This is a genomic window from Terriglobia bacterium, assembly GCA_032252755.1.
Taxonomy (GTDB): Bacteria; Acidobacteriota; Terriglobia; order Terriglobales; family Acidobacteriaceae; genus JAVUPY01.
Genome location: JAVUPY010000016.1, coordinates 25,146 through 49,785, shown reverse-complemented (window position 1 = coordinate 49,785; position 24,640 = coordinate 25,146). Strand labels below are relative to the sequence as shown.

The 24,640-nt window shown below is 55.0% G+C and carries 15 protein-coding genes and 1 pseudogene; 3 read left to right on the top strand and 13 right to left on the bottom strand.

Features of this window, described 5'->3' with window-relative positions:
* The 3 genes from ROO76_02860 to ROO76_02850 all read right to left on the bottom strand — a co-directional run.
* A partial coding sequence (locus ROO76_02860; protein ID MDT8067085.1) for a CocE/NonD family hydrolase occupies positions 1 to 924 on the bottom strand: 924 nt, incomplete at its 3' end.
* Positions 921 to 1,883: an amidohydrolase family protein gene (locus ROO76_02855; protein MDT8067084.1), complete on the bottom strand. Its 963-nt coding sequence runs from the start codon at positions 1,881 to 1,883 to the stop codon at positions 921 to 923. The genes ROO76_02860 and ROO76_02855, both read right to left, overlap by 4 nt.
* A 64-nt stretch (positions 1,884 to 1,947) precedes the next feature.
* On the bottom strand, positions 1,948 to 2,304 hold the full coding sequence (locus tag ROO76_02850; protein MDT8067083.1) for a hypothetical protein: 357 nt from the start codon (positions 2,302 to 2,304) through the stop codon (positions 1,948 to 1,950).
* A gap of 358 nt (positions 2,305 to 2,662) precedes the next feature.
* Between ROO76_02850 and ROO76_02845 the strand changes: the two are divergent.
* From ROO76_02845 to ROO76_02835, 3 genes and pseudogenes are all read left to right on the top strand, one after another.
* Positions 2,663 to 2,983: pseudogene (locus ROO76_02845) on the top strand (winged helix-turn-helix domain-containing protein).
* A 261-nt stretch (positions 2,984 to 3,244) separates the two neighbouring features.
* Positions 3,245 to 5,035: a tetratricopeptide repeat protein gene (locus ROO76_02840; GenBank protein MDT8067082.1), complete on the top strand. Its 1,791-nt coding sequence runs from the start codon at positions 3,245 to 3,247 to the stop codon at positions 5,033 to 5,035.
* Between the two features lie 38 nt (positions 5,036 to 5,073).
* On the top strand, positions 5,074 to 5,373 hold the full coding sequence (locus tag ROO76_02835; protein ID MDT8067081.1) for a hypothetical protein: 300 nt from the start codon (positions 5,074 to 5,076) through the stop codon (positions 5,371 to 5,373).
* 78 nt (positions 5,374 to 5,451) lie between these two features.
* Here ROO76_02835 and ROO76_02830 read toward each other — a convergent pair whose 3' ends face one another.
* From ROO76_02830 to ROO76_02785, 10 genes are all read right to left on the bottom strand, one after another.
* A complete protein-coding gene (locus tag ROO76_02830; GenBank protein MDT8067080.1) occupies positions 5,452 to 6,192 on the bottom strand; it encodes a formate dehydrogenase subunit gamma in 741 nt (246 codons plus the stop codon).
* Positions 6,193 to 7,107 carry a formate dehydrogenase subunit beta gene (gene fdxH / locus ROO76_02825; protein MDT8067079.1) on the bottom strand — a complete coding sequence of 305 codons (915 nt, stop codon included), beginning with the start codon at positions 7,105 to 7,107 and terminating at the stop codon, positions 6,193 to 6,195.
* A 12-nt stretch (positions 7,108 to 7,119) separates the two neighbouring features.
* Positions 7,120 to 10,290, bottom strand: coding sequence for a formate dehydrogenase-N subunit alpha (gene fdnG, locus ROO76_02820; GenBank protein ID MDT8067078.1), 3,171 nt, complete (start codon positions 10,288 to 10,290; stop codon positions 7,120 to 7,122).
* A gap of 141 nt (positions 10,291 to 10,431) precedes the next feature.
* Positions 10,432 to 11,247 carry a formate dehydrogenase accessory protein FdhE gene (locus ROO76_02815; protein ID MDT8067077.1) on the bottom strand — a complete coding sequence of 272 codons (816 nt, stop codon included), beginning with the start codon at positions 11,245 to 11,247 and terminating at the stop codon, positions 10,432 to 10,434.
* A 561-nt stretch (positions 11,248 to 11,808) separates the two neighbouring features.
* Positions 11,809 to 13,767: a hypothetical protein gene (locus ROO76_02810; GenBank protein ID MDT8067076.1), complete on the bottom strand. Its 1,959-nt coding sequence runs from the start codon at positions 13,765 to 13,767 to the stop codon at positions 11,809 to 11,811.
* Positions 13,768 to 13,914: 147 nt separating this feature from the next.
* Positions 13,915 to 17,214 carry a TonB-dependent receptor gene (locus ROO76_02805; protein ID MDT8067075.1) on the bottom strand — a complete coding sequence of 1,100 codons (3,300 nt, stop codon included), beginning with the start codon at positions 17,212 to 17,214 and terminating at the stop codon, positions 13,915 to 13,917.
* A gap of 237 nt (positions 17,215 to 17,451) precedes the next feature.
* Positions 17,452 to 18,693, bottom strand: coding sequence for a hypothetical protein (locus ROO76_02800; GenBank protein MDT8067074.1), 1,242 nt, complete (start codon positions 18,691 to 18,693; stop codon positions 17,452 to 17,454).
* Positions 18,693 to 19,376: a sigma-70 family RNA polymerase sigma factor gene (locus tag ROO76_02795; GenBank protein ID MDT8067073.1), complete on the bottom strand. Its 684-nt coding sequence runs from the start codon at positions 19,374 to 19,376 to the stop codon at positions 18,693 to 18,695. Before ROO76_02795 ends, ROO76_02800 begins: the two co-directional genes overlap by 1 nt.
* A gap of 223 nt (positions 19,377 to 19,599) precedes the next feature.
* On the bottom strand, positions 19,600 to 22,080 hold the full coding sequence (locus tag ROO76_02790) for a prolyl oligopeptidase family serine peptidase (GenBank protein MDT8067072.1): 2,481 nt from the start codon (positions 22,078 to 22,080) through the stop codon (positions 19,600 to 19,602).
* Positions 22,077 to 24,449, bottom strand: coding sequence for a prolyl oligopeptidase family serine peptidase (locus tag ROO76_02785; GenBank protein ID MDT8067071.1), 2,373 nt, complete (start codon positions 24,447 to 24,449; stop codon positions 22,077 to 22,079). Before ROO76_02785 ends, ROO76_02790 begins: the two co-directional genes overlap by 4 nt.
* Positions 24,450 to 24,640: the final 191 nt, after the last annotated feature.

The following is a 24,640-nucleotide window of genomic DNA, read 5'->3' as shown; positions in this document are numbered from 1 at the left end:
GTAATAGCGAAGCGCCCCCGGCTGGTCATCATCGAAATAGCCCGTCGCTGTAAGAACGGGGAAGTTCATCCGCGCATAGTCCCGCGGTTTTGGTTCGGCCGCCAGATTGAAAGCCTCGTCGCCCACATGGTTGAGCCACGTCTTCATGAAGGAGAGCTTGTGGCCTTGTTCGTCTGTCATCCACCAGTCGTCCTGCGCGATGCCGATAGCTTCATCCAATTCAGCAAATGGGCGATAAGCGGCGTACTGCTCGAGCATTTTTCCTTGCCAGTACGCAGCGTTGGCGACAAAATCGGTGTTGAGCGCACGGCCGGACACGTACCCCATGATCACTGCCGACCAGGCTTGTGGAATCCCGTTCGTGTTGGGTACGTCCCATCCGGGATAAATCGGAACATAAGGGGCGATTGCGGTGAGATGAGGAGGGTTTTGAGCAGCTGTACGCCACTGCGTCATGCCCAAAAAGGATCCGCCGTACATGACAACGCGACCATCACTCCACGGCTGCTGCGCGATCCACTCGACCGTGTCGTGCCCGTCACGCCCGACCTGCAGGCCAAGATTGTCGCTCTTGAACCCACCCGAACGGCCACGGCCGCGCACATAAACCTGCACAAACACATAACCGCGCCGCGCAAACTCCTCAAAGTCACGCTGCCGGCCGCCGTCAATGTCGTATTGCGTGAATTCCAGTACCGCCGGCGCCTTGGTCTTGAGATGCGAGGGTTTGAATATCCACGCCTCAAGCTCGACGCCGTCTCGCATCGGGATCATGCGGCTCATCTCAATGTCATAGCCGGGACCAACCTGGTCACTGGACTGCGGACTCGCTGAGACCAACAGGCTGATTTCCAGCAAACAGAGCAGCATGGCGGCGCCTGCAAGAAACCGGCTCCGTGTTCGACCAAATCGCACTCTTCTCATTCCTTCTCTCCCACTTTCGGCAAAGACTCTTTCTCGGCCCAGTTCAAAGCACCGGAATCGTACACCACACGTCCACCCACCATGGTCAGAACAGAGACAGTCTTGGGTAATTCCCCCACTGGCACGGTGAAGATGTCCTGCGAAAGCACGGCGAGGTCGGCGAGCTTTCCCGGCTCAAGGCTGCCTTTGTCTTTTTCGGCGAATTCGGCATAGGCCGAGGTCAGTATCCAAGAGGCAACGCCGTGCCAAACTCGAGAATGGCCAATTAAGCTCTGCGTCTCCTCGTAAAGAATCAGAAACAAGCCTCCCCACAAGGTTGCAGGATGAATTTGTCTTCGAGAAAAGAAGTCGTAGACGATAATCAAGAGGAGAAAGCAGTAGATGACCATCGTGACGTGATAGGGCGTCTCATGAATCCAGCGCAGAGGCCAACGAAAAATACCGGCCTCGCCGATAATCAGAGTCGCGAGAAGGATGAGTCGCTTGTGTGTTTGTGGTGAATTCCGATAACGAAGCGCGAAGTACGCGAGCCCTGGGAACGCGAGCAAAACCGATGCCATGGCGTCGTAGTAGAAAACCCACGGGCCACCGAATCCGGGTGGCACGCGGTTATGCGCCACGGCCGCCGTGGCGGTCAACGCGGCGACAATCGGCATGCAGCAGAGAAGAAAAAATCCCGCGACCCCCAGACGGCGATGCCAAGCTACTTGTCCTGCGGAAACGAGAGTCGCTTGCGTCAACAGAAGTAGTATCCAGGAGAAGAAGAGCGCTGCGTGGATATAGACAAGCAAACTGGGAAACGGAAAATAATCTGCTCGAAATCGCACATATTCCGAACCGAATCCGTAGAACACGGCAGCGCAGATCAGCACCGTGATCGAGAAGAAGAACGACCGCTCCGAGCTGATGCGGGCGTTTGCAAGCGAACGTGGTGGTGCACTGACCGTGCTCAAGTTCATACCCCTTTGCTGTGCGTCGAGAATTGGCATCGCAGTGGGCGCGTTCGCCGCGAGCAACCTGACATCACAGCCTTACGCCGGCGTACTCTGCGGCGAACCTGCCCACGATCGGCAGCCTGAAAAGTTTTTGCTGGTAGGCCTGATACATCAGGAAGACCCACAGTCCAAAGCCTGCGAGCGTGAAAATCAACATCAGCGGTAGAGCAATTAAGCTAAAGACTCCGGCCGTCAGAGGTGTTAGCACAGCCGAGAGAATCATCCAGACAATCCAAAAAGCGACCCAAGCGACGTTGAAGAAGATCGACTGGAAAGCGTGAAAGCGAACGAAAGAGTTTGACTTATACGGTTCCAGAACGAGAAAGACAATGCCCGTCACGAGGCCGGCGAGGTAGGTGAGTGTTCCCACCACATTCGTATCCATCGTCTTTGATCTCGTGTCCCGAGGCATGACGGCGACCGTAGCCGGCCTCTCGAGTGCAGACGTGGAGATACCTGTCTTGGGCTCTGTCGGTGACCCACAGGTCTGACAGAAGCGAGTGCCCTCGGCTAAAACGGCACCGCAAGATTGGCAAGCACTCATTTCTGCCCCTCAGGATTAAACGGTCGATAGGGTGCAACGGAAGGTATTTGGCCCGCGACTGGAAGATTTGGCAAACCAACTGTGGACGAATTGTGCGTTAACCGCTAATTCTCTGTTTTCTGGGGGCTTACAGGCCCCGACTAACTCGTCTTAGCCCGTTTTCGTGCTAAACTCGACGCTCAAAATTCTCGCCTGGCGTATGAAGACACCGGCTACACACGATTTTTCCAGCCCGGAAATCAGCTACAGTTTTGGCCTGTACGTGCTTGACCCGGGCGATGGCACACTGATGCGTGATTCGGTGCGCGTGCGCGTGCAAGAACAACCTTTCCAGCTCTTGCTATTGCTCGTGGAACGAGCGGGCCAGATCGTTTCGCGAGAGGAGATTCGCAAGCGACTTTGGGTGCAGAACACCTTTGTCGAATTCGATAAGAGTTTGGGAGTTGCGGTACTCAAGGTACGGGAAGCTCTCGGGGACGATGCGAGCAATCCCAGATTCATCGAAACAATTCCTCGGCGCGGCTACCGGTTCATTGCGCCCGTCAAAGCCGAGACCTCGCACGTAGCAGGTTCCCCGACCTCAACTCCGCTGACACCAGCTGTGTCGGCATCCCAACCCAATCCATACCGGGCAACGCACTCGGTGTTCATAGCCGCTCTAATATTGTTCCTGGTTGGCATGGTGTTATATGCTGTCCGCCCGCGGCATGGAGCTTCGCTTCCCACCGCCGCCCGGGCCGGAACCACAATTCCGCGAATACATGTACGTCGTTCGGTCGCGGTGCTTGGCTTCCGCAATTTGCCCGGCCGTCCAGAGGACAACTGGCTCTCCTCGGCCTTCTGCGAAATGCTGAATACAGAACTGGCCGCAGGCGGAGAACTCCGCATGGTCCCGGGAGAGGATGTGGCGCGGGTCCAAAGTGATCTGCCGCTCAGTATCGAAGATTCACTTAGCAAATCCACTTGGCAGAAGTTGCGGATCAATCCGGGCGCCGATGTGGTCGTGGTCGGTTCCTACACGATGATTCCGGCCGACCCCAAGCGGAGGATTCGTCTTGACGTTCGCGTTCAAGACACCGCTCGCGGGCAAACTATCGCGGAGGAATCCGTATCGGGTGACGAAAACGACCTCTTCAACCTGGTTGCTGATTTGGGTGGCAAACTACGGCGAAGTCTCGGTGAAGCTGCACCGTCCGAGGGAATCGAAATTGCCACGAGGGCAGCTCTTCCATCCAACGAAAAGGCAGCCCGCCTCTATGCCGAAGGTCGAGCAAGATTATGGGCATACGATTACTTTGCGGCACGCGATTTACTTAATAAAGCAATCGCTGCGGACCCGGATTTCCCGCTTGCCCACGCCGCTCTATCCGATGTGTGGTGGCACATCGGCTATGATGCCAAAGCTCGTGTGGAGGCTCGACGGGCGCTGGAACTCTCGAATCATCTGTCACAAGAACAGCAGCTTCTGGTCGAAGGACAATATCAGAGGACCATCGAAGAATGGCCAGAAGCTGTTGAGACGTATCGCTCTCTGTTCCGGCTTTTCCCAGACAATCTGGATTATGGTCTCTTATTCGCCTCGGCTCAGATGCATCTCAGTGCGGCGGACTCGCTGCAGACGTTAGCAGCTTTGCGACACCTTCCACCGCCCCTGGGCGACGATGCGCGAATTGATATGACAGAGGCTTCCGCATGGATCAATAGAGACTTTACAAAGGCCCGTGCCGCAGCGAATCTGGCCATCGAAAAGGCGACCGCACAAGGATCGCCGGTGATTGTCAGTCGGACGTACGGCATTCTCTGTCAGCAGGAGCCCGCTGTAGGTGCATCCACCGAAGCGATCGAAATCTGTCGAAGTGCCCTTAAAGGCTCGCTTGCAGCCAAGGATCCCAATGGCGAAGCCATGATGCGCACCGATCTGGCGGCCCTCTATTTTGCGCAGGGCAATCTCGCAGAATCTGCACAAATGTTTCAGCAAGCGGTGAAGAAATTCCGCCAGGTTGGCAATAGGGACGGCGTTGCAACCGCCCTCAGTGATTTCGCTGATAATCGGATTTCCCAAGGCGATCTGATGGAAGCGAAAAAACTGTTGGAGGAGTCCATTCCGGAATATCAAGCTGTCGATGACAAGGAAGGTGTGGTACTTAACCTTGACAGCCTGGGAGACATCTGGCGACAAAATGGCGAACTCGACAAAGCGGAGGCAGCGTACCAGCAAGCGGAAGTTATTGCGCGGAAAATCGAAGATAAGGATGCAACCGCATATGTGCTAAGCGGAATGGGGGATCTCGCTTTGGATCGGGGTGATCTTACGTTGGCACGGAAGCGATACGAAGAAGCACTCGCGCTCAGGACTCAAGCGGGAGAAAACAGAATGCAGCCGAAAGTCGCGTCTCGCTGGCTAAACTCGCCATTGAGGAAGGTCAGGCTCAGAACGCCGAAGCAGCGGTGCGCGCGTGCAGAGAACAATTTCATGAGGATCGACAAGCTGACGACGAACTTAATGCCACAACCGTGCTCGTCGACGCGTTACTTGCTCAAGGCAAGGAAGGCGAAGCTCAAAGGGAAATAGAAGCAGCTCAACGGCTCGGGAAGGAGAGTCAAAACCGATTGCTTCGCTTAGAGTTCGAATTAGCTTCCGGACGCGTCCTCCTGGGCTCCGACCATCCAGAAGCGGCAGGCCCGCTGTTTCGCCATGTAGCCAGTGATGCACACCGCTATCAATTTGTCGGTGTCGAGTTTGCGGACGAACTTGCTTTAGCAGAATTTGCGAATAGAACAAAACGTGGCACCCAGTCCCAAATGGAGCTGCGTGCTCTGCAGAAATCAGCGAGAGCCAAAGGCTTTGGGCTGATTTCGCGCAAAGCATCCCATGAAGCTTTGGCCCCTATCAACCAGACCCGCCCATAGTTCAATCGCTTCAAACAGCTCACTGGGATCAGGGTTCGGCAGGCGCCCGGTCTCAGAGGGACTGTCGATTGGCGAGAGTCAACGCTGGCTCTCAATTTGACGGCGCGCTTCTTCGAGGGCTTCCTTCGGTTCTCGTCCGGTTACATCTTTGTACCAAGCTGGATGATGAGTCCATGCCCACGGTTCACTCACCGTGCCGCGGGTCATCGCCTGAATCGTGCCCGGCTCGCCGAAAGTGCTTAGATAGATATGGACAAATATGCCTGCAAGCATGATCAGGGCAGAGATGTCATGAATCACATAACTGATCGCGACTAAGATACGGCCGAAGATCTCGGGGAACCACATGATTATCCCAGTGACCAGATAGGCTATGGACCCGCCGACAATCTCCCAGAACTGAACCTTTTGTCCGGCGTTGAAGAAACCCACGTCAGGTGGCTCGACGGCGTCGCGATGAGTTATATAGGCACTTAGTTGTCGTATCCAGTGAGTGTCGCCCGCGCCCCACTTCATTGCCGAAGCCCAGTTGAGTGCCTGAAGGCCAAAAAAGAAGACAAAGCCCAGTCCAAACCAGGGATGCAACAGGCGGGTCATGGCACCTCCGCCAAACAGCGGGGTGAACCATCGGAATATCCACGGCATGTAAATGCCAAATCCCGACAACAACGCCAGGAAGAAGAAAATCCCATAACCCCAATGCAGGAAGCGAGTGTAGGCGCGATGGCGCAGCAGCTCGCCCTGGTAGACAACAGTCACGCCAATGCGGTTGATTAAGTGGTCCGGCTTGCGATTGAGGTTCTGCGCTCGTGTCGCCACCTAGTTCTCCTTCCTCGCGTCACCGCCATCGATTTCCTTCACCGGAGGTTGCGGTTGGACTCGACGCGGGCCTTCCGTTACGTAATGGAGAATGACACCAGCGAAAACCGCCATCGACGCGATCAGACCAAGGGGCTTGAACCAGTCTTTCCAAATCGTAAAGCTCGGTGGAATACTCGGATTCGAAGGGAGGCCGCCATACTTTTCCGGGTTCTTGGCGTCGTGGAGCACGTAGACGACGGAGGTGCCGCCAATAGTCTGGGGATCGTAGACGCCCGCATCTTTGAAGTCCGAATGCTCCTGCAGTTGCTTCACGCGCCTGTTAGCGAGCATGAGCATGTCTTCTTTCGTTCCGAAGTGGAGGCATCCAGTAGGGCATGCCTTGATGCAGGCTGGTTCGAGGCCCTGACCTACACGATCCGAGCAGAGCGTGCATTTGTAGACCTTTTTCGTGGAAGTGTTGAATTTCGGGACGTTGAACGGACAGCCGGAAACGCAAAACTGGCAACCGATGCAGTTGTCCTGCCGAAAATCGACGATGCCATTCTGGTATTGGACGATCGCCCCGTCAGCGGGACACGCGGCCATGCAACCGGGGTCGGCACAGTGCATGCACTGGTGCTTGCGCATCAGCCACTGGAACGAACCGTCGCTATTGCTCACCTCATTGAACTTGATGAGGTTCCAATAATTCCAGTGGGTATCCGGCATCGTCTGGTAGGTGTTGTCGAACATCGTTGGTTGGAACGGCATGTCGTTCCACTCGACGCACGCGACCTCGCAAGCTTTACATCCGATGCAGGTTGTCGTGTCGATCAGTTTGCAGACCCTCTCCCCACGTTGTGTTCCAGCACCGGGAACCGGGCCGGGGTGGCCCGAGATCCTTTGAACTTGCAGCGTCTCACGATCGCTCATCTCAGGCCTCCTTTACGCTTTCTCGAGCTTCACAAGGAAGCCCTTGAATTCTGGCGTATATGCATTCGGATCGATTACAGCGGGTGAAAGCAAGTTTGCCGGTGTCTTCGCCGTCTTTCCCTCGTCCTCTGCGATGCCGCGGTAACCCCAGTGAATCGGGATTCCGATTTGGTATGTCTTCTTACCATCGATCATCATCGGCTTGATGCGCCTGGTCACCATGGCCTTGGCGATGTATTCGGCTCGAGCGCTGGTCACCTTCATCTTCTCGCCGCCACGAATGCCCAACTGGTCAGCAAGCTCGGCTGGTATCTCGATGAATGGCTCCGGAACCAGTTCGACGTTCATCGGATTGTTCTTCGTCCAGTAGTGATAGTGCTCAGTGAGGCGGTACGTCGTGCAGATGATGTTGAAACCCTCATTCACGGTTCCATACTTGTCCATGCCCGATTTGAATGTCTTCGCCACCGGATTCCTGGACTGGTTCGGGTGCAATGGGTTCGCAATCGGGCTTTCGACTGGTTCGTAGTGCTCCGGGAAGGGACCATCGGCAACTGCGCCAATGGGGACGAATATTCGGCCGACGCCTTCCGGATTCATGATGAACGGGCCCATGTGGTCCTTGGGCTTCGAATCTGGCTTGAAGTCCGGGACGTCATTTCCGACCCATTTCTCTTGTGATTCGTTCCACCAGACTTGTTTGCGATCAGTATCCCAGGGCTTACCATCCAGATCGCAGGAGGCGCGGTTGTAGAGCACACGGCGGTTCATCGGCCACGACCACGCCCAGTTCGGGTAAATTCCCAGACCGGAGGGGTCTTCCATTCCGCGACGCTGTGACATCGGCCCCGCCTCCGTCCACGATCCGCAATACAGCCAATTTCCGGACATCGTACTACCGTCATCGCGCAAGAAGGCGAAGCCCGGCAGTTGCTGGCCGGCCTTGATGGTTGCATTCGTCTTCTTGTCGGTAACGTCTGACAGGGCCCTGCCGTTGATCTCCTTCGCAACTTCGGCCAGGGAAGGATTATTAGGGTTGGTGTAGGTCCAAGACATCTTCAGGATAGGATCAGGGAACCTCCCGCCTTCTTTTTGATACTTCTCGCGGACCTTCAGGAAGATTCTCGCCAGAACTTCCTGGTCCAGCTTGCAGTCGCCCGGCGGCGAAACGGCCGCGTATTTCCACTGCAGCCAGCGGGCCGAGTTCACGAAGGTGCCGTCTTTCTCGGCGAACCCGGCGCCCGGCACTCGGTACACAGTCGTGTTGATCTTCTTTATCTCCTCCGGCGTGGTCCCTGGGGCTCGCCAGAATTCGCTGGTTTCGTCGGGATAGATCTCGCAGACAACGAGGAAGTCGGCCTTCTTCAGGGCCGCAATATTCTTCTTAGCGTTCGGGCCAATCATGACACCATTCATGCCGAATGACATCATGCCCTTCACCTTGCCGTTGTACATGTCATCCCAGATCTGGGCCCATGAATACCCGCGGTCGATCTTGGGAAGCCAGTTGAAGCAGAAGTCGTTCTGCTTGGACGCAGCATCTCCGTACATCGCTTTCAAGAATGAGACCATGAAAGCTGGGGTATTGGACCAGTAATTGAACGAATCCCACTCCTTCGGTTTGGACGGCTTCGGAGTTGTGCGTGCCAAGTAGGCCTTCAAGTCCGTGTCGGCGGGTGTTGGCATCTTCAGATAACCGGGCAGGATATCGAAGATACCGGCCATATCGGTTGCGCCCTGTATGTTCGAGTGCCCGCGCAATGCATTGACTCCACCACCAGCTCGGCCAACGTTGCCCAGGAGCAGTTGGATCATTGCGGCCGTTCGAATTGTCTGTGTCCCCGATGAATGTTGTGTCCAGCCGACCGCGTAGATGACGGTTCCGACTTTCTTCATGTCGCCGTCTTTGCGGATCGAGGTATAGGTATCCCAAGCCTTGATGGCCTGGTCTTTCGGGATACCAGTAATGCGCTCGACCATTTCTGGTGTGTAGCGCGAGTATTGCTTCTTTAACAACTGGAAGACACAGCGTGAGTGCTGTAACGATGGGTCGTAAGCGACATCAGGAGGCAATGCCGGCGGCGGTAATGGTCCACCGCCTATCCCCTTCGTGGCGGCCAGACCTTGGGCGGGGACCCCGACTCCCATAACGCGTCCGCCGCTTTCATAGTTCCAAGTAGATTTATCGTAGGTCCTGGCGTTGGCGTAGTAGCCTGAGTAGAGGCCGTCCTCGGGAAGCTGGAAGCCTTCCTTAATGATGAACGCCGCGTTCGTATAGTTGACGAGATAGTCGCGATTGAAGCGATTATTCTCGATCGCGTAGTTGATCATCCCGCCGAGGAAGGCGATGTCGGATCCGACCCGAATCTGGAGAAACTGATCAGCCTGGGAGGCTGTACGCGTGAAGCGTGGATCCACGACGATGACCTTGGCGTTGCGCTCGCGCTTCGCTTCCACCACCCACTTGAAACCACACGGATGGTTTTCAGCTGGATTACCGCCCATGATCAACATCATGTCGGTGTTCTTGATGTCGATCCAGCCGTTGGTCATCGCACCGCGTCCGAAAGTTGGTCCCAAACTTGAGACCGTGGGTCCGTGTCAAACACGTGCCTGGTTTTCCAGGCACGTCACCCCCATCGCACGCATGGCCTTCACAACCAGGAAGTTGAATTCATTCGTGTCCGTGCAACCACCGGCGAAGGCCAGGGTCTCCAGGCGGTTCACGGTCTTTCCGCTTGCGTCTTTCTCAATGAAAGTTGCATCACGAGTCTTCTTCGTCCAGGTGGCGATTTCATCGATAGCCTGATCCCAGGAGATATCCTCCCAATGATCCGATCCTGGACGACGCACCTGCGGTTTCAACAGCCGCCGGTCGTTCACGATGTCCTGCAGTAGCGAAGACCCTTTCGGACACAGCGTGCCGCGATTGATTGGATGGTCGGGATCGCCCTCCACATGCACCACCTGGGAGGTCACATTCTTTGCGCGATCACCGATTGTGTGGATGATGACTCCACAACTGACAGAGCAATACGGACAGGTGCTGCGGGTCTCGGTTGTACGCGCTATTTTCAAAGCTGCTGATTGCGCATAAAGCGGCTGGAGATCGAAGCCAAGGACGGAAATTCCAACTGCGCCTGCCACGCCTGTCTTGAGAAAGGAGCGTCGCGAGAGGTCCATGAATACCTCCGGTCAGTTACGCAGCCCCAAATCAGACAACAATTACGCGCAAATCTTGCCGCGCAATTCCCGAAACGCCGAAAAAGTACACCCGCTGCAAATCGGTTGTCAACAGAATCGGTCGACTGCTGTCGAAATGTGCTAAAGGCCTATCAGATTTCTGGTTATTTTGGCGTAGCCGTGATCGTTGGCCCAAACATCCAGGACAGCCAAGGCCGCTTCATCGACGAGAGGAACCGCATGCCCGTCGACGGTCATGTCCACCACTTTGAGATAGCGGTGGCAGGTGTCACAACCCTGAACGCGAACATGCTTGCAGGTTTCGGTGGAGTAATAAGGCAGTTTCTCCTTGTCCTCTTCGCCGCAACAAGGGCAGACAATTCTTCGGAACACCCATTCATGCAGGCAAAATGAGCACAGCAACGATCGCCGCCCACCATCGCCCTCAGAACGCAGAATCGCCAATTGTGGATACCCGCCGCATGCCGGACAACTGCTCTTGAAGTAGTTTGCTTCTCCCGGCAACTGCATTTGGAGATTTTCCGCGATCGGCTGAAGACAAGTTCTAGCGAAGAAAGTTCCACCTCCATCATTCAGCGAATCAGACGGGAATAGGGCTGACCTGAATAATTCATACCGATCATCACGGTCCATCTGTCGCAGCGTCTCCGCTTTTGCAGCCAACAATTCCGGCCCGCATTGAAGGGCCAAGGTGAGTAGCTCCGGCAGCGCTTCCAGCGCCCCATCGAAATCGATCTGCTCGCGCAGTGGCAGCCTTGGATTCACCTGGCAACGGCTCGCGCGAGCGATGCCGCGTTGAAACGTCAGGACATTTCCATAGAAATGCAGGAGGACTGCCGCCTCAGGATAGGATTGTTCTAACTCACACGCCCGCTGAATGCGGTCTGTCCATCGTCTTCCGCTGTCTTCTGATGCGAGCTTTGGGACAGAGTTCAAGAGGCGCTCATCTTCGCATAACTACATGCTTTTCCAAACGACCCTTTTCATCAATCAGACCTTCCGCCACCATATCATTTCCTGGTAACGGACAATCGTAAGCCATCGCGAGTAGCTCAGCGACCTTGGTACAACTCTGTACAAATGAGGCGAAAGCCTGCCTAGCGACGCCGGTTGAAGCACCACGATTAAGCTCCAGGCGGTCATCTGCTCCCGCTTCCCGGGACACACTATCATAAATTCAGGCCGGAAACCCTGACTCTGTCCAAAACGAAACAGCTGCTCGATTTATGTCGATCCGGCCGGCTATACGGCATAGAAAAATGGATTGAAGACGGGCATCAGCAGGCTTACCCACTTTAGGTCTCCTTCCTTCGAGAAACCCGCAGTGCGCGGGCAGGCGTCAAACCCTCCTTCACCAGAGGCATGCTCGGTAATAGAACCGCGTAACCAATATAAGAAGCAACTCGTCGTAATCTGCTCGGCTCATTTCATTCTCCGGGCGAAGATCAAGTGTGGTGTGAGGTGCCGCGCAGTGGATTTGCAGCAGCCCGTTCCTGGTTATCGTGAAGTCCCAACCGCGGCATCCGAACTGCTCTTACCTGAGTTTGTCTCCGGGGCAAGGGCTTTGCCTTCAAATGTCAGGAAGTCATCGAGATTGGAGATAGACGGTGGATCGTCGCCCCAGTGAACATCGGCAAGATGAAACACCAGGCGCTTCGGAGAGCAGACCTTCCCTGGCGGCAATCCGCTGTTCTTGTTCGGCAATTCTGAACTGAAATCCCAAACGGCCCCTTCCCGAGTCTGATTGTTCGAAGCATTTTTGATGGTTGGGGCGCCGATCTTCGAATCGAGTGAAAGTACTCGAATGTACAGCGGGGGTTTCAGGGCTTTGTCTGAAGTGTTCCCCAAGTAAGCATCGACCGAGAGTTCACCAGTCTGCCTATCGTACTTAGCATCCTTAAAATCGAGCGTCACATCGTCGGTTACATCGGCAAGTCGCGCAAGTTGAGGGGCACCATTCACAACTGCTGAACCATCCACGGTAACTGCCGCAGTCCAAATCTGTTCTATGCCAGTGCGATTGTCGATCCAAAACGGATGGAATTTGCCGGCGGCGTCGGCTGCCATCCCTGCCGTGTGCCCACCATTGAAAGAGAACAGAGTGCCGAACCCGATTCTTGCTTGAAGGTTGCCGCCCTTTTGGCGACTCTCCGGTTTGCCGCCTCCGGTGCTGCTTCCCCGCAGCTTAATGTCGTTCTGAAAGGCGACGGTTGCGGGAGCGCTCGATACGCGAACACTTGGACCAAAGGTTTCTCCGCCGTCGTCTGATACGGCAAACCGAACCCACCATCCGTAATTGTGTGGATTATCGCGGCGGTCATACCACATCACTCCAACCACGCCATTCTTGTTCACGTCGACTACCGGCATATCATCATCGGGCCCAATCTCCGGTGCCGGCCATGCTCGGTCGTCGTTCACAACGTGAGGCTTGGACCAGGTTTTGCCTTTGTCAGAGGAATAGCTCAGCAGAACTTTCCCTCGTCCTGAGCGAAAATCAGGCCATACGACATAGAGCCTGTCGCGGAAAGGACCGTGGCTCTTGTCCACTGCAATCACAGGCACAACACTCGATGGTCCCAGGACGTCCGCGTAGTCCATATACCAATCGCTGATCGTTCGGGCCGTGCTATAGGTCTCTCCGCCGTCAGAAGAAGAGATCATCTTCAACAATGAATTGGCGGACTGATAAGGTGGTTTCCTACCGAGTTTCGTCCGATCTTTCTGTTCGCCAAACACCGCGACATAAGTCCCGTCCGAGAGAACAACACCATTGCCCATTCCCAATACCCAGCGAGGTGACGCGGAAAATCTCTTATAAGGCGGCCTGAACGAGACGCCACCATTCAGCGATCTCTGAACGGAAATTCCTATCTGCATCGCACCCGAGTCCGGGTCAGCGAGATTATGCTCCAGGAGTGCGGCAGATCCTGTGCCATTGATATAAAGCCGCCCGCTATATTTTCCGCCGGTTGTGTCGGCGGTCACGTATTCTCTGTCGATCCAGTCAATGTGCGAAGGGTTCTCCCAGGTCTTTCCACCGTCAGGAGAGCGGTAGACCAGCACATCGTCCATTTCCGGCTTCACGGCGGGTTGGAGAATCACTGAGTAGGCATTCCCGTGCGGCCCAAATGTGCAAGCTGGATCACCCGATCCCATTGGACCGCTACCGATATAGAGTGTCTGGACCCAAGTCGCTCCTCCATCACTCGATACGTAGGTAATTCCATCGGAGATTCGGCGCGTCAGAGGGTCCGGAAAGATCATCGAACACCCAATGAGTTTATTCGGATCTTCAGGGTCGGCCGCGACCAGCACTTCACCGTGGTCCAATTTTGCATTCGCAACGCTCACCTGTACGTTCGTGCCGACTGTGATTCGTGGTGATTGGGCTAAGGCCAAGCTAGCGATTAGTAACGTGATTATAGCGACGAAGTAGCGCTTTCGGCTCAGCATTGCACTATGTCCTCCAAGTCAGTTTTCCGGCCCGAGTTTGGGTCAGCGCGAACGTGAGTTGCCGTTGTTAAAGGAGGAAGCAGAAGCCATCCCGCCATCGAGATGGCCACCTTTTCGTGGGGGGCGGCCATCTCGCGCGGAGCGGGGTCAGAACGTTAGTTTGAGTGCGATCTGCATCGAGCGATTGCCGCCGATGGAGTACAGCGGATTGACGCCGCCGTAGGCCCCCTGCAGTGCACCCGCCAAAGTCTTGTTCACGACGACTGCACTTGGACCGGAAGTCGTCTGTCCGTAACCGGGGGTGAACATCCAGCCACCCGATCCATTCGGGATAACATTGAGCGCGACTTGCTGGGTTCCGCTGTTTCCCCCTCCGAAGAATCCCATGTTCGGATGGTTGAATAAGTTGAAAGCCTCAAAACGGAACTGCAAGTTCGTCCGCTCGGTTACCTTGAATGTCCGATGAACTCCTAGGTCCGATTGCCAGGCGCCGAAATTGCGTAAACCATAGCGCTCGAAATTCCCCTGCCGGGCCGGGAAGTATCTGCCACCCGCGGAAAGAACGGGATCAGCCGGCGGAACCGCGAAGGCAGCAAGATTGACGGCCTTGCCACCCGGATATTGTGAACCGTACAGATACATGGGAACGCCGGGCACTCGGTCGGGACGCTCAAAGAAAGTAGCTTGCGTTCCGAATAACGATCCATAGATCGAACCCCCAATATCGGAAGGAAGCGCTGTGCGGGCCATGAACACGTTCTCGACCGACCAATTGCCGAGGAGTGCTTCCGTGAAGCGGTTTGCGCTTAGGGTTGGGATGTTGTAGGTGATCGCCGCAGAAGCTGACTGCCTCATATCAAAGACTGAAGGACCATAGTTGATATCGGCATTGTTTTGCCCGTAAATACCGTTGTCGGAGCCATACCCGAAGGAGTTCTGCGAACCGTTATCAAGCGAGTGGGACCAGTTGTAGGACGCCAGAACCTCCAAGGACTTCGACTGGTGCTTGAACTGTGCCTGGAAGGCGTTGTAGCTGGAATGCCCCGAGTTCACACCGCTGATTGTGGTGTAGCTGCCTGGGTTCGATCCGAGTCCGTACGCTGTTATCTGAAGTGCCAGGTTTCTACCCAAAGCTCCGACGTACGTCAAACTCAGAGAATTGTTGTTCCCGAGTGCTTGATCGATAGCCAGGTTGAACTCATGAGTGTACGGTTGCTTCATGTTCGGGTTATAGATCTCCCCGCCCTTAGTCGGATCCCACGCGATAGGTGGTGGGGCGGCCACATCCGAGGGAAACGGCCACGTTGTGCCGAATCCGAATTTGCTCGCAGAGATTGGATATCCGGTCCAGCCGTAGATCAACTCGCCGGATGATTGGGCGATCAGGTTATAGAAGATACCGTAGCCGCCGCGGAGCACCATCTCGTGTCCCTGACTACCGAGCAACTGGTAGGCGACCCCAATGCGTGGTCCGAAATTTGCCCACTGTGTTGGATACGGGTGGTCCTTTGTTAGCTCGAACGTGACTTGCGAGGGGTCGGGTTGATTCAAACCGGTAGCTGTAACCTGGGGAAGTCCGCCATTGCGCATCATTGGAGTCTCGACATCCCAGCGCACGCCATAAGTTAAAGTCAGACGCTGTGTCGCCTTCCAAGTGTCCTGGGCGAACGCTCCTATATTGAAATCGCGCACGGAGCTCGGAAGGGATTGGAGAATCTGATACTCGAGTACTTGGCCAGCGGCCAAAGAGTTGAAATCAAGGGGAAGGGGTTCGCTCAGATACGAGAATGGCCAGAAGAACATCGAGTTGCGGCGAAGATCGACTCCGAACTTAAGGTTATGCGTACCTTTCGTGAGCGTCTGTGTGTCAACAATGTTGTACTCCTGGTTGAGGCTGTTGTTCCCTCTTCCAACCTGGAAGAACTGGCGATTGGCATAATCGCAACCAGCGATGACACAGAGCGCAAACTGGCCGTTCTTCAGGCTGTACCCATTGCCCGACGGAAAGAAATACGAGCTATCCGGTACAACAGCTCCACCAAAGTTATCGAGATAGTTGATTCCATCCGCCTTGTCGCGGCTGTAATTGACGCGAATGTCATTGGCCGCCGTTGTGCTCATCAGCCATGTCAAGCCTACTGTTAGAGTTTGGATCTTCATCTGGTTCGAATCGATTTCGCTCAGCGCCGATGTGCCGTTCGGGCCGCCACCTCGAGCGTCGATTTCAGAAGGTGAATAGTTATAACGCCCAAACAATGTCAGGTTGTTCCGCAAATTTACATCGACCCGACCGCTAAACGCATTCACGGTCCCGGGATCCGACCAGGATGCGCTTCCGTTGGACGACCCGTCAGGGTTGACGGGTGCTCCAGGCGCCGGCAACGGGAACATGTTCAAGATAGGCTGAACATCTGTCGGAGCCGAAGCTCGGAGCGCCAAACTCGGTACCGAATAGGTACTGTTGCTGGGCTTCCTCAGGCGCAGTCCCTCGTACGAAACGAAGAAGAATGCCTTGTCCTTGACGATCGGCCCACCGAACACGCCGCCAAAATCGTTCTGACGCAGCGCTGGTTTTGCTTCAGGCGGAGTATTGAAGTAATCGCGTGCGTCGAAGATGTCGTTCCTCAAATAATCGAAGAGAGTGCCATGAAACTCATTCGTACCAGAGCGTGTGACGATGGAGACCTGGCCGCCGGGCTGCCGGCCGTACTCGGGGGCATAGGTCGAGGTTTGCACGCGGAACTCCTGCAGCGCGTCTGCCGAAGCGAGGCTGTTATACCCACCCAAGACGTTGGTCGCCGGAATTGCTCCACCCAATGACTCAGACATCATGTAGGAGGTGCTCATCCCGAAGTTGGCACTTACGCCATCGACCGTAACGTAGTTCGAATCAGCACGCTGCCCGTTCACGCTGAATTGACCGAGGTTGCCACTCTGTACGGTCTGCATTACCACGCCGGGAGTAAGCAGTAGCAGGGACTGGAAGCTGCGACCGTTTAAGGGAAGGCTATCGATGAACTTCCTATCCACAACTGTGCTGACCGCTGCAGATTCGCTGTTCACCAGCGGAGCTTGGCCGTTCACGGTGACCGTCTCAATTCTTGAGCCGATATTCATTGAGAAGTTGAGCGCAATCACGTCCTGTACGTGCAATTCGATGTCGGGTCGGAGAAGCGACTTGAAACCTTCTTTCTCCACCTTGATGCGGTAGTGCCCCGGACGAAGATTCGGAACAATAAATAAACCTTCACTGTTCGTCTTTGCCTCAATGATGGCACTGGTTCCCAGGCTCATAACAGTAACCCGGACGCCGGGAATCGCAGCTCCAGCCGGATCGACAACGCGACCGGAGAGAGTTGCTCGTTCCGTCTGTGCCTGCGCGCCAACCGCAAGACATAGAATCGCCAGCAAGACGACGATTGAGGTGAGACAACGGTGAAGGGTCATAATCGCTCACTCCTTTTTGAGAGAGTGCCCGGTTCGTAGAACATCTGTACCAATACAGTGGTATTTTTCTGGATAAGAAGAAGTTGACCCAGGAATCTCGACGCCAGAGGAACTTCAAGTCGACGAGTCGTACGTGATGAGCCGAAAATATACACTCCTGGCGATTCTCCAATCACCAATGAATTGGAACTTTATTTTCTGCCCGGACTGCAATCTGAGCAGACCTTGCAACCGTCTTTACGGGTGGTTGGGCTTCATATCCAGGAACGCGTAGAGCAGTTCCTTACCTTCGGGTTCTTGCGTCCCGTGTGGGCCGATTGTGACAAATACACTGCTGATGTTATGGAGGACAACCGGGTCGTTGACCTTCAGCACCCATCGCCGCTGGTGTTGGTCATCCTGGAACAACACTCCCAGCTTCTTCACCGAGCCAGATTCTCTTTGCCCCCACACCTGAAACGAATAGCTGGCATCTTTGAGTTTGGCCTCGCTCAAATCATATGCATAAAAGATTAACGACTTGCCTTCAGTGTAGAACACTCGCCCGAATGCTCTCGTCTGTTTGCCACTGGGGTCAGCGTCAATCACGTCGACGATATGCAAATTGCGGGCTCCCATCAGATCGCGAATGTCGCTGTCTGCCGAAATAAGTTCGCGTTCACGTTCGGCCGCCTCGTGTTCTACTCGCACTTGCTCGGTGAGATCCTGGACCTTGGCGCGCAAAGCGATAACGTCCGCGTCGTTCCGCGCACTGGTGTTCTGCGCGTTCTGAAGTTCCGCTTGCGCTCTGATCAGTTGATCATCTTTCTGACGGAGCGAAGCCTGTTCGTCGGCTAAATGTTTACTGAAGGCTGATTGCCAATTCTGGCTTGCCAATTGCGCGCTGCGTAGCTTCGATTGGAGGTCGTCGACGTTTGCTGAGTCCTGATCGTGCTCTCTTTTCAGTCGGGCGACTTCATCCTGCATGCGCTGGTTAGAGGCAGTCAGGATTCGAATCTGATTTGTGAGATCGGTTTCATTCGCGGGTTTCTGCACAGTCGCAATCTGAACCGGTGCCTCGATCTGCGCCACGACCTTGGGCTTGCGAGATTCATATTCGCGCATACCAATGGCAACAAGCCCAATCAGAGCGGCTCCCGCCAATAATTTTTGGTAATTACCCCAAGCGAAGAACCGAGAGAAAGTGGAATAAAAATGGTGGGCATCGGGTTCTTCGGAGAATCGAATTCCTTCTTCGCGAGCCCTGGACAGGAAGCGCTCCGTCATTCCATACGGTACGGGCGTTGTCTTTGTGAAGAATGATTTTTGGCCGTTTACAAGCGGTAACCCTTGTTCATGGAGCTGAACAAAATACGCAAATGCGTCTTTGCATTGACCACAGTACTCCACATGGTCCAGAAACTCCTCGAGTTCGCGACCCGTAATCTGTCCCGCCGCGGCAAGCGCCGCAAGCTCCTCAAATCGATCATGGCTCCACATCAAAGACTCCCGGTTCGAACGCTGTCAGTTGCGCCGGCTACTTGTCCCGCTACACTTTCATCCGCTGTCCGGCTTTCAAGATGGCTTCGCATCCGATCTAGGCCCCGATAGTAATGATGACGCACATTCCCTAAAGGCTCTCCCGTACGTTCACTAATCTCTTTCAGGGACAGTCCTTCAAAAAAAGCCAACTTCAGAGTATTACTCTGGGCACCCGTTAAAACCCGGAACGCCTGGCGCACCATTCGGGCGCGGTCCACAGTGTCCAAGGTCTTCGTGGCAACTAGAAATGCATCTTCGACCTGGCGCTCGAGTTCGGTCGCAACGTCAAAATCGCGTTGCAGGCCCCGAACTTTCAGGTACCGCAACCGGTTGAAGCTACGGTGATAGGCATATTGCAGCAACCATGCCTTAGTACTGCCCTTCTGCGGATCAAACTGTACCGCATTTCGGAAAACTTCCAGGAAGACGTTCTGCGTAACGTCCTCGGCCTCCCCTTCGTCGTGCAAGATCTTGACGGCTATGCTGAAGACCAGACGGTGATAGCGCTCGAACAGGACTGCTAGCGCATCATCGTGCCCCTGCTTCAGATGTGCCATTATTGTTTCGTCCGAGAGGTTCCGTAGCTGGGAAATTCCCAAACCGCAAGGCTCGAGGCTCTCGTTGGATTTTTTGTTGAACATTAGGCGGTCCCTTCAGGCTTCTCCGAACCTGAAAGTGTGGGAAATACTATCATTAGACCCGGAGAGTACAATCCAGATTCTTGCCTTATTATTTATTTTTCTTCACTGGTACAGAGACACGTATTGGCGGGCATACTCGCGATTGCCGCTGATTTCACTCTGGCGTTCCCGCCGCCGCTTGGCCTACAGTCCCCACCCTGCGACTCTTAATAAGTCGAGAAAATCAAGTCACCCGGAGATACTTCTTGAAGAATCGCTCAGTTCGAAGCCAGCTGTCGTGCATATTCCCCGGGCTCGCAAAGACATGGTCTTCACCCCAATAGTAGGCGAGCTCGACCGGTACGCCGCGACCATAGAGCGTCGAGTACACCTCTTCCATCTCCTCAGGATCACTATCGAACTCACCCTCAACCAGCAGCAGAGGGGTGGATGCCCGATTGAGGTTGAAAAGTGGAGTGTTCTGGATGTATTTGACTGGACTCGTCCAAGGCGGCGCCGGCTGCGGGGCATAGGGTTGTTTCGGGTCTTCATAGTACATCCTGTCGGTTTGAATTACATTGCCTCCACAGTCGAGGGCAAGGTCACCGGCCCAACTGTGCGGCGCTAAGCCGAGGTCCGGGAATGTATCCCACGCCACAATTGCCTTGAACCGGCGCGTCAAAGCTTCCAGGGAGAGCGCGACATAACCCGCATTGGAATGTCCGAAGAATCCATACTCGCCGGAGAGGACTTCGGGCTGTCGATCTAAAACGTCAAGCCAGGGAAGGACCGCATTGGCTGCCGCCTGCATGGGGTCAATGTTGCTTACGTCGCTGGGCTTTCCAATAGGAAACGGTGCCTGGAAAAAGGCGAACCCACGGCTAAGCAGATATTGAACCGGATACACAACATTGATGTAACTATTCAGACTTGTGAAGCTGTCATTGAGCGACGGAATTGAATTGGGATAGGCCCAAACGACGACCGGATGTCGCTCGCCTGCCTTGTGACTGACCGGAAGGACGAAAGTACCTTTCCTCACGGTACCGTCGGGAAATGAGCAATCCAGCATTCTGCGCGTTGGCTTTGCTACATCGCGAAAATACGTGTTGAAGGAGAGGGGAGAAGTACGCGGCTGGGTCCCGTGTTTTGCGATTATGAGGAACGTGCCATCATCGGAGTCCTCACTGTAGACGACCGCCGCGTCCTGAGGACGCACGCCAAGCAGACTCCACCCTGGTTTTGTTGGGAGATCATCGATCCTATAACGATCTTCGCCCGTTGTAATTATCGAGGTGCCGCCGTTCTTCCTCATAGCGATGGTTCGGGCTACAGTGTCGCTAACAACCGCTGGCTGCACCGAAGAGAAGTTGTCCGAAATCACAATTGTCTTGTCAGGACTGATGACAGTGAGCACCGGGGCATCCCAGAACATCACCTGCCCGCGAGCACAGCGCCATGCGCCGCCGTTGATCTGACCGCCACTGCCATAATTTTCGGCTCTGACCTTCTGTGGTCGAGCATCTATCACCCGCTTCGTGTTTAGTCCATCGGTAGTCAACAGAGCTGCGAGCAGTTCAGCATCGAGTGCGGACGAAGCCCCCCATTTGCGAGCCTCGCCCGTACTCACTGTAACCTCCCAGACGGCGTCATTACCTGTCGACGGCTCATCTGAATAGGTCGCCCTTACCGGGACGGCAATTCGTTCGTTATCATCGCTCCAACGCGGCAATCGACTCGGAGCAACATCGCCGACACCAGCAACACCTCGGATTTCATGAACAACACTAGGGTGCGACAGATCGACGAGGGCAAGCTTCAAGTCAACCATGGGATTCTCATTTGAAACTGTAGCCTGCAGCGGCCACGTCATCGGCTTGTCAGGAACCGGAGGGACATTGCCGCTGGCGACGAGCACAGCAAGCCACCGTCGGTCAGCGGAGAGAGAAACTCCCCGAACGTCTCCCTCATAAAGCGTCTCGACTTTACCGGTATCGCACGCGATTCTCACGAGCCGACTTCCGGCCCCGCACGTCGGTGAATGATCGCTCCATTCGCGCACCGAAGGTTGACCTTGTTCCGTGCGCTTACGAAATGCTTGTAGCGTGGGCGAGACACTTGAAATCGCAAGCAGGTTCTGCTGCCGCACATCTCCGCAATCAACATAGAGAATTGATGCGTTATCTAGCCAAATATAACGGTGCGGCATCTGGATGAACCTGGTCGGTGCCGCATACGCTGAACCGGCAGTTCTGAATGTCGAAAGAAAGATCTCGACATTGCACTCAGAGAATACTTGATGCTTTCCGCTGTCGAATTCCCACACGACAAGACCGACTTTGCCGGGCTCGATCAAGGTCAGCGCGGACAGCCGCTTGCCGTCAGGGGAGAAGCTACTGGACCACGTCCCTCCCGCTAAGACATCCATCTGTCTTGGAGTCTCTAAGTCGCCATTTAAGACCCAGAGATCTCCGCGCAGGTCGAGATTCCAGTTTCCCCCGAAGAATGGACCGCCGGCGCTCAACGGTCGAGTAACTTCCAGCGCGAACGCTACACCGTCGCCCGCCATAGCCAAACGACTAACTTGCCAGCGGTTGTAAGCGTCCTCCCAGCTGAACATACGCTGACCGTCGTTGCACCACCCTTTCCTTGATGTCAGCAATGTGCCGCTCGAAACCGCTGCGGTGGCAATGGATTTCACAAAGACTCGGCGATCTACTCTCATCGTGTTCCCTCATTTCCTCGATCCAGATGCTCGTCGAACCACTCAATCACTCTGTTCCAATAGTCCTCTGCGTTCGCCGCGCTCCATGTTCCTTCCCAGTGCTCTTCTCCTGCGTACCTTGCATACTCGACTTCTTTGCCTAACCGTCGAAGTCCAACGAAAACCTCCTCGGCCTGAGCATGAGGAACCGTGTGGTCGAGTTCGCCTTGAATTATCAGCAGCGGTGTGACCACGCGGTCCAGATAGAAGAGCGGTGAGTTTTCAATGTAGCGGTCCCGAACCTGCCAAGGTGTTCCTTCCATCCCTCCTTGGCCCGTTTCGGACCAGCCGATTCCAAATGCTGACCCATCTTTATCCATTTCTCCGTAAGCGCTGATGAGATCGGCTGGGCCCGCGCTGTCGACAGCGGCCCGGAATCGCGTAGTTTGCACAATCAAGGAGAGCGTGGAATACCCACCATAGCTGTGACCCATTGCGCCCAAGCGATCTGGGTCGGCGATGCCGAGGTCCACAGCACGATCCACGGCAGGCATAACCGTTTTCAGGAGGTCCTGCATCGGCGTCTTCTTGTGCAGCGGTGTATCCGGCAGGAGAACTGCATAACCACGCGTCGCTAGAATCTGCAGGTTCTCCACTCCGGAGCCCGATAGCCCAAAACGATTCAAAGTGTCAGAGCGTAGCGACCCACCATAGACGTCTACGATTAACGGGTATCGCTTTCCCGGTTGATAAGCCGCCGGGAGCAGCAGAGCACCATGAAGTTGCTGACCGTCAATGCTCCGGTAATCGATGATTCGCGCACTGCCAAACGAACATCCATCGAGTTGTGGATTGATATGCGTGAGCTGATGGCGATTCTGAAGATCGGGCCCGGCGACCCATACCTCTTCAGGGTGTTGCGCGTCCTGCGCGACGTATGCGATGGTCTTGCCGTCGCTGCTGACATCTGTTGTGAAAATAGAATCCCGCCCAAAATATCGTGGTTCTGAGAAGATCTTCGACACAGCCCCGGTCTGCAGATCGATTTTGTAAAATCCGGTATCTTTCGTCGCTTCGTTTCGCGCGAGTACGAGCATCGAATGTGGCATCGGCTCCCACAAGCGGCCGCCCCCGCGCGGGGCAGCCACTTCCAGAATCACCGTGCCTGGTATTTCTGCCACAACTTTGAGGGAGTGCTGGTCAAGATCAGCCGCCCAGATTTTATCTGTGCCGGACCGTCCGTATTGTTCGCTGCTGAGGAGGTAGATCCTTCGGCCGCTCGAATCCCACAGAGGCGCCCGGTGATCATCATTGAACTTGGGATGGGGCTTTCCCGCGGTCACATTGGTAGGGTCGCCGCCGTTCAGGGAGACGATGAAGCAGTCACCTTTACTAGTCAGATATGCTAGTGATCTGCCATCCGGCGACCAACTGACGGACTGTCCGTAATCTTCCTCGGTTTTGGGTACCAAAATCCGCGACGTTCGACTGGACATCGAGAAGATGTCGATGTCATAGACCGGTTGTTGGGAATTTTCCTCCATTCCCTTCCAGTCGGTGTACACGATGGATTCTCCATTTGGCGAAAACCAATATCCAAGTGGGCGTATTCCCGTTGCGATTCGATTAATTTTGCCGGTTGCGACATCGATCAGCGCGAGGTCGCCGTCATAACGATTCATCCATCGTTCGTCAGTAACTCTCCTGGTTGGTTCAGTTGTGCTCTGAACTGCGGCAGCTGGTTCTGACTTAAATACGGTGACTGTTACTCCATTGTGCTTAGTCTCAGTTTTCGGTGTAGGCGACGGGCGGATGAGGTCGGCTGCCTGTTCTACGGTCATTCCCGCCGGCAGTATCTTTACGAGAAGGGAGCGCCCGTCGGGGGACCAGCGCGGCACCTGAAAGTTGAAGAAAGGACGCGGAATTGCGTCCGAGAGCTGTCTCATCTCTCCTGTAGCTCTATTCCATATCCACAAGCGCTCCGTCCCCGTACGATCGGAATAGAAAGCGAGCAACTTTCCGTCCGGCGACCAAACAGCACTGGAGCTGGTTCCCTTTCCTTGCGTGAGATTGCGAGTCTCTCCAGTCCGAGTATTCGTGACCAAAACGTCGCAACCGATCGCCTCCGTGAATGCACCAGTTGGCGTGTAAAACATGTATCGCTCGTCCTTGGTACCGCTCACTTTCCGATCATCTTCCACTGTATAGGCGACCCATTCGCCATCTGGTGAAAGGCTGATCGGCATGCGATTGGAAAAAGAAAGGACTCCGAGAGCACCGCGGACATCAAAGGGCTTGGTCGCCTGGGCGCTCCCGGCGGGAACCAGAAGCAACACACAAAGAAAATAGGCAACCGCATATACAGAAACGCATGGGCGTCGTAGATTCATTCGGATAATCTCCCGGTAAGGTCACCTTCTGATACGGCAACGATGCATTCGGAAATTTGAGCGGGGCGTGGATCTGGATTGAGCGCCCACCCAGAAGGCCACGGTTTCTGTAATCAAAAGAACAAGCATTACTCCAAACAGGACAGCGATTGCGAAGATCGCGAAGAGAATCATCACGTAGGCTTGCTGCC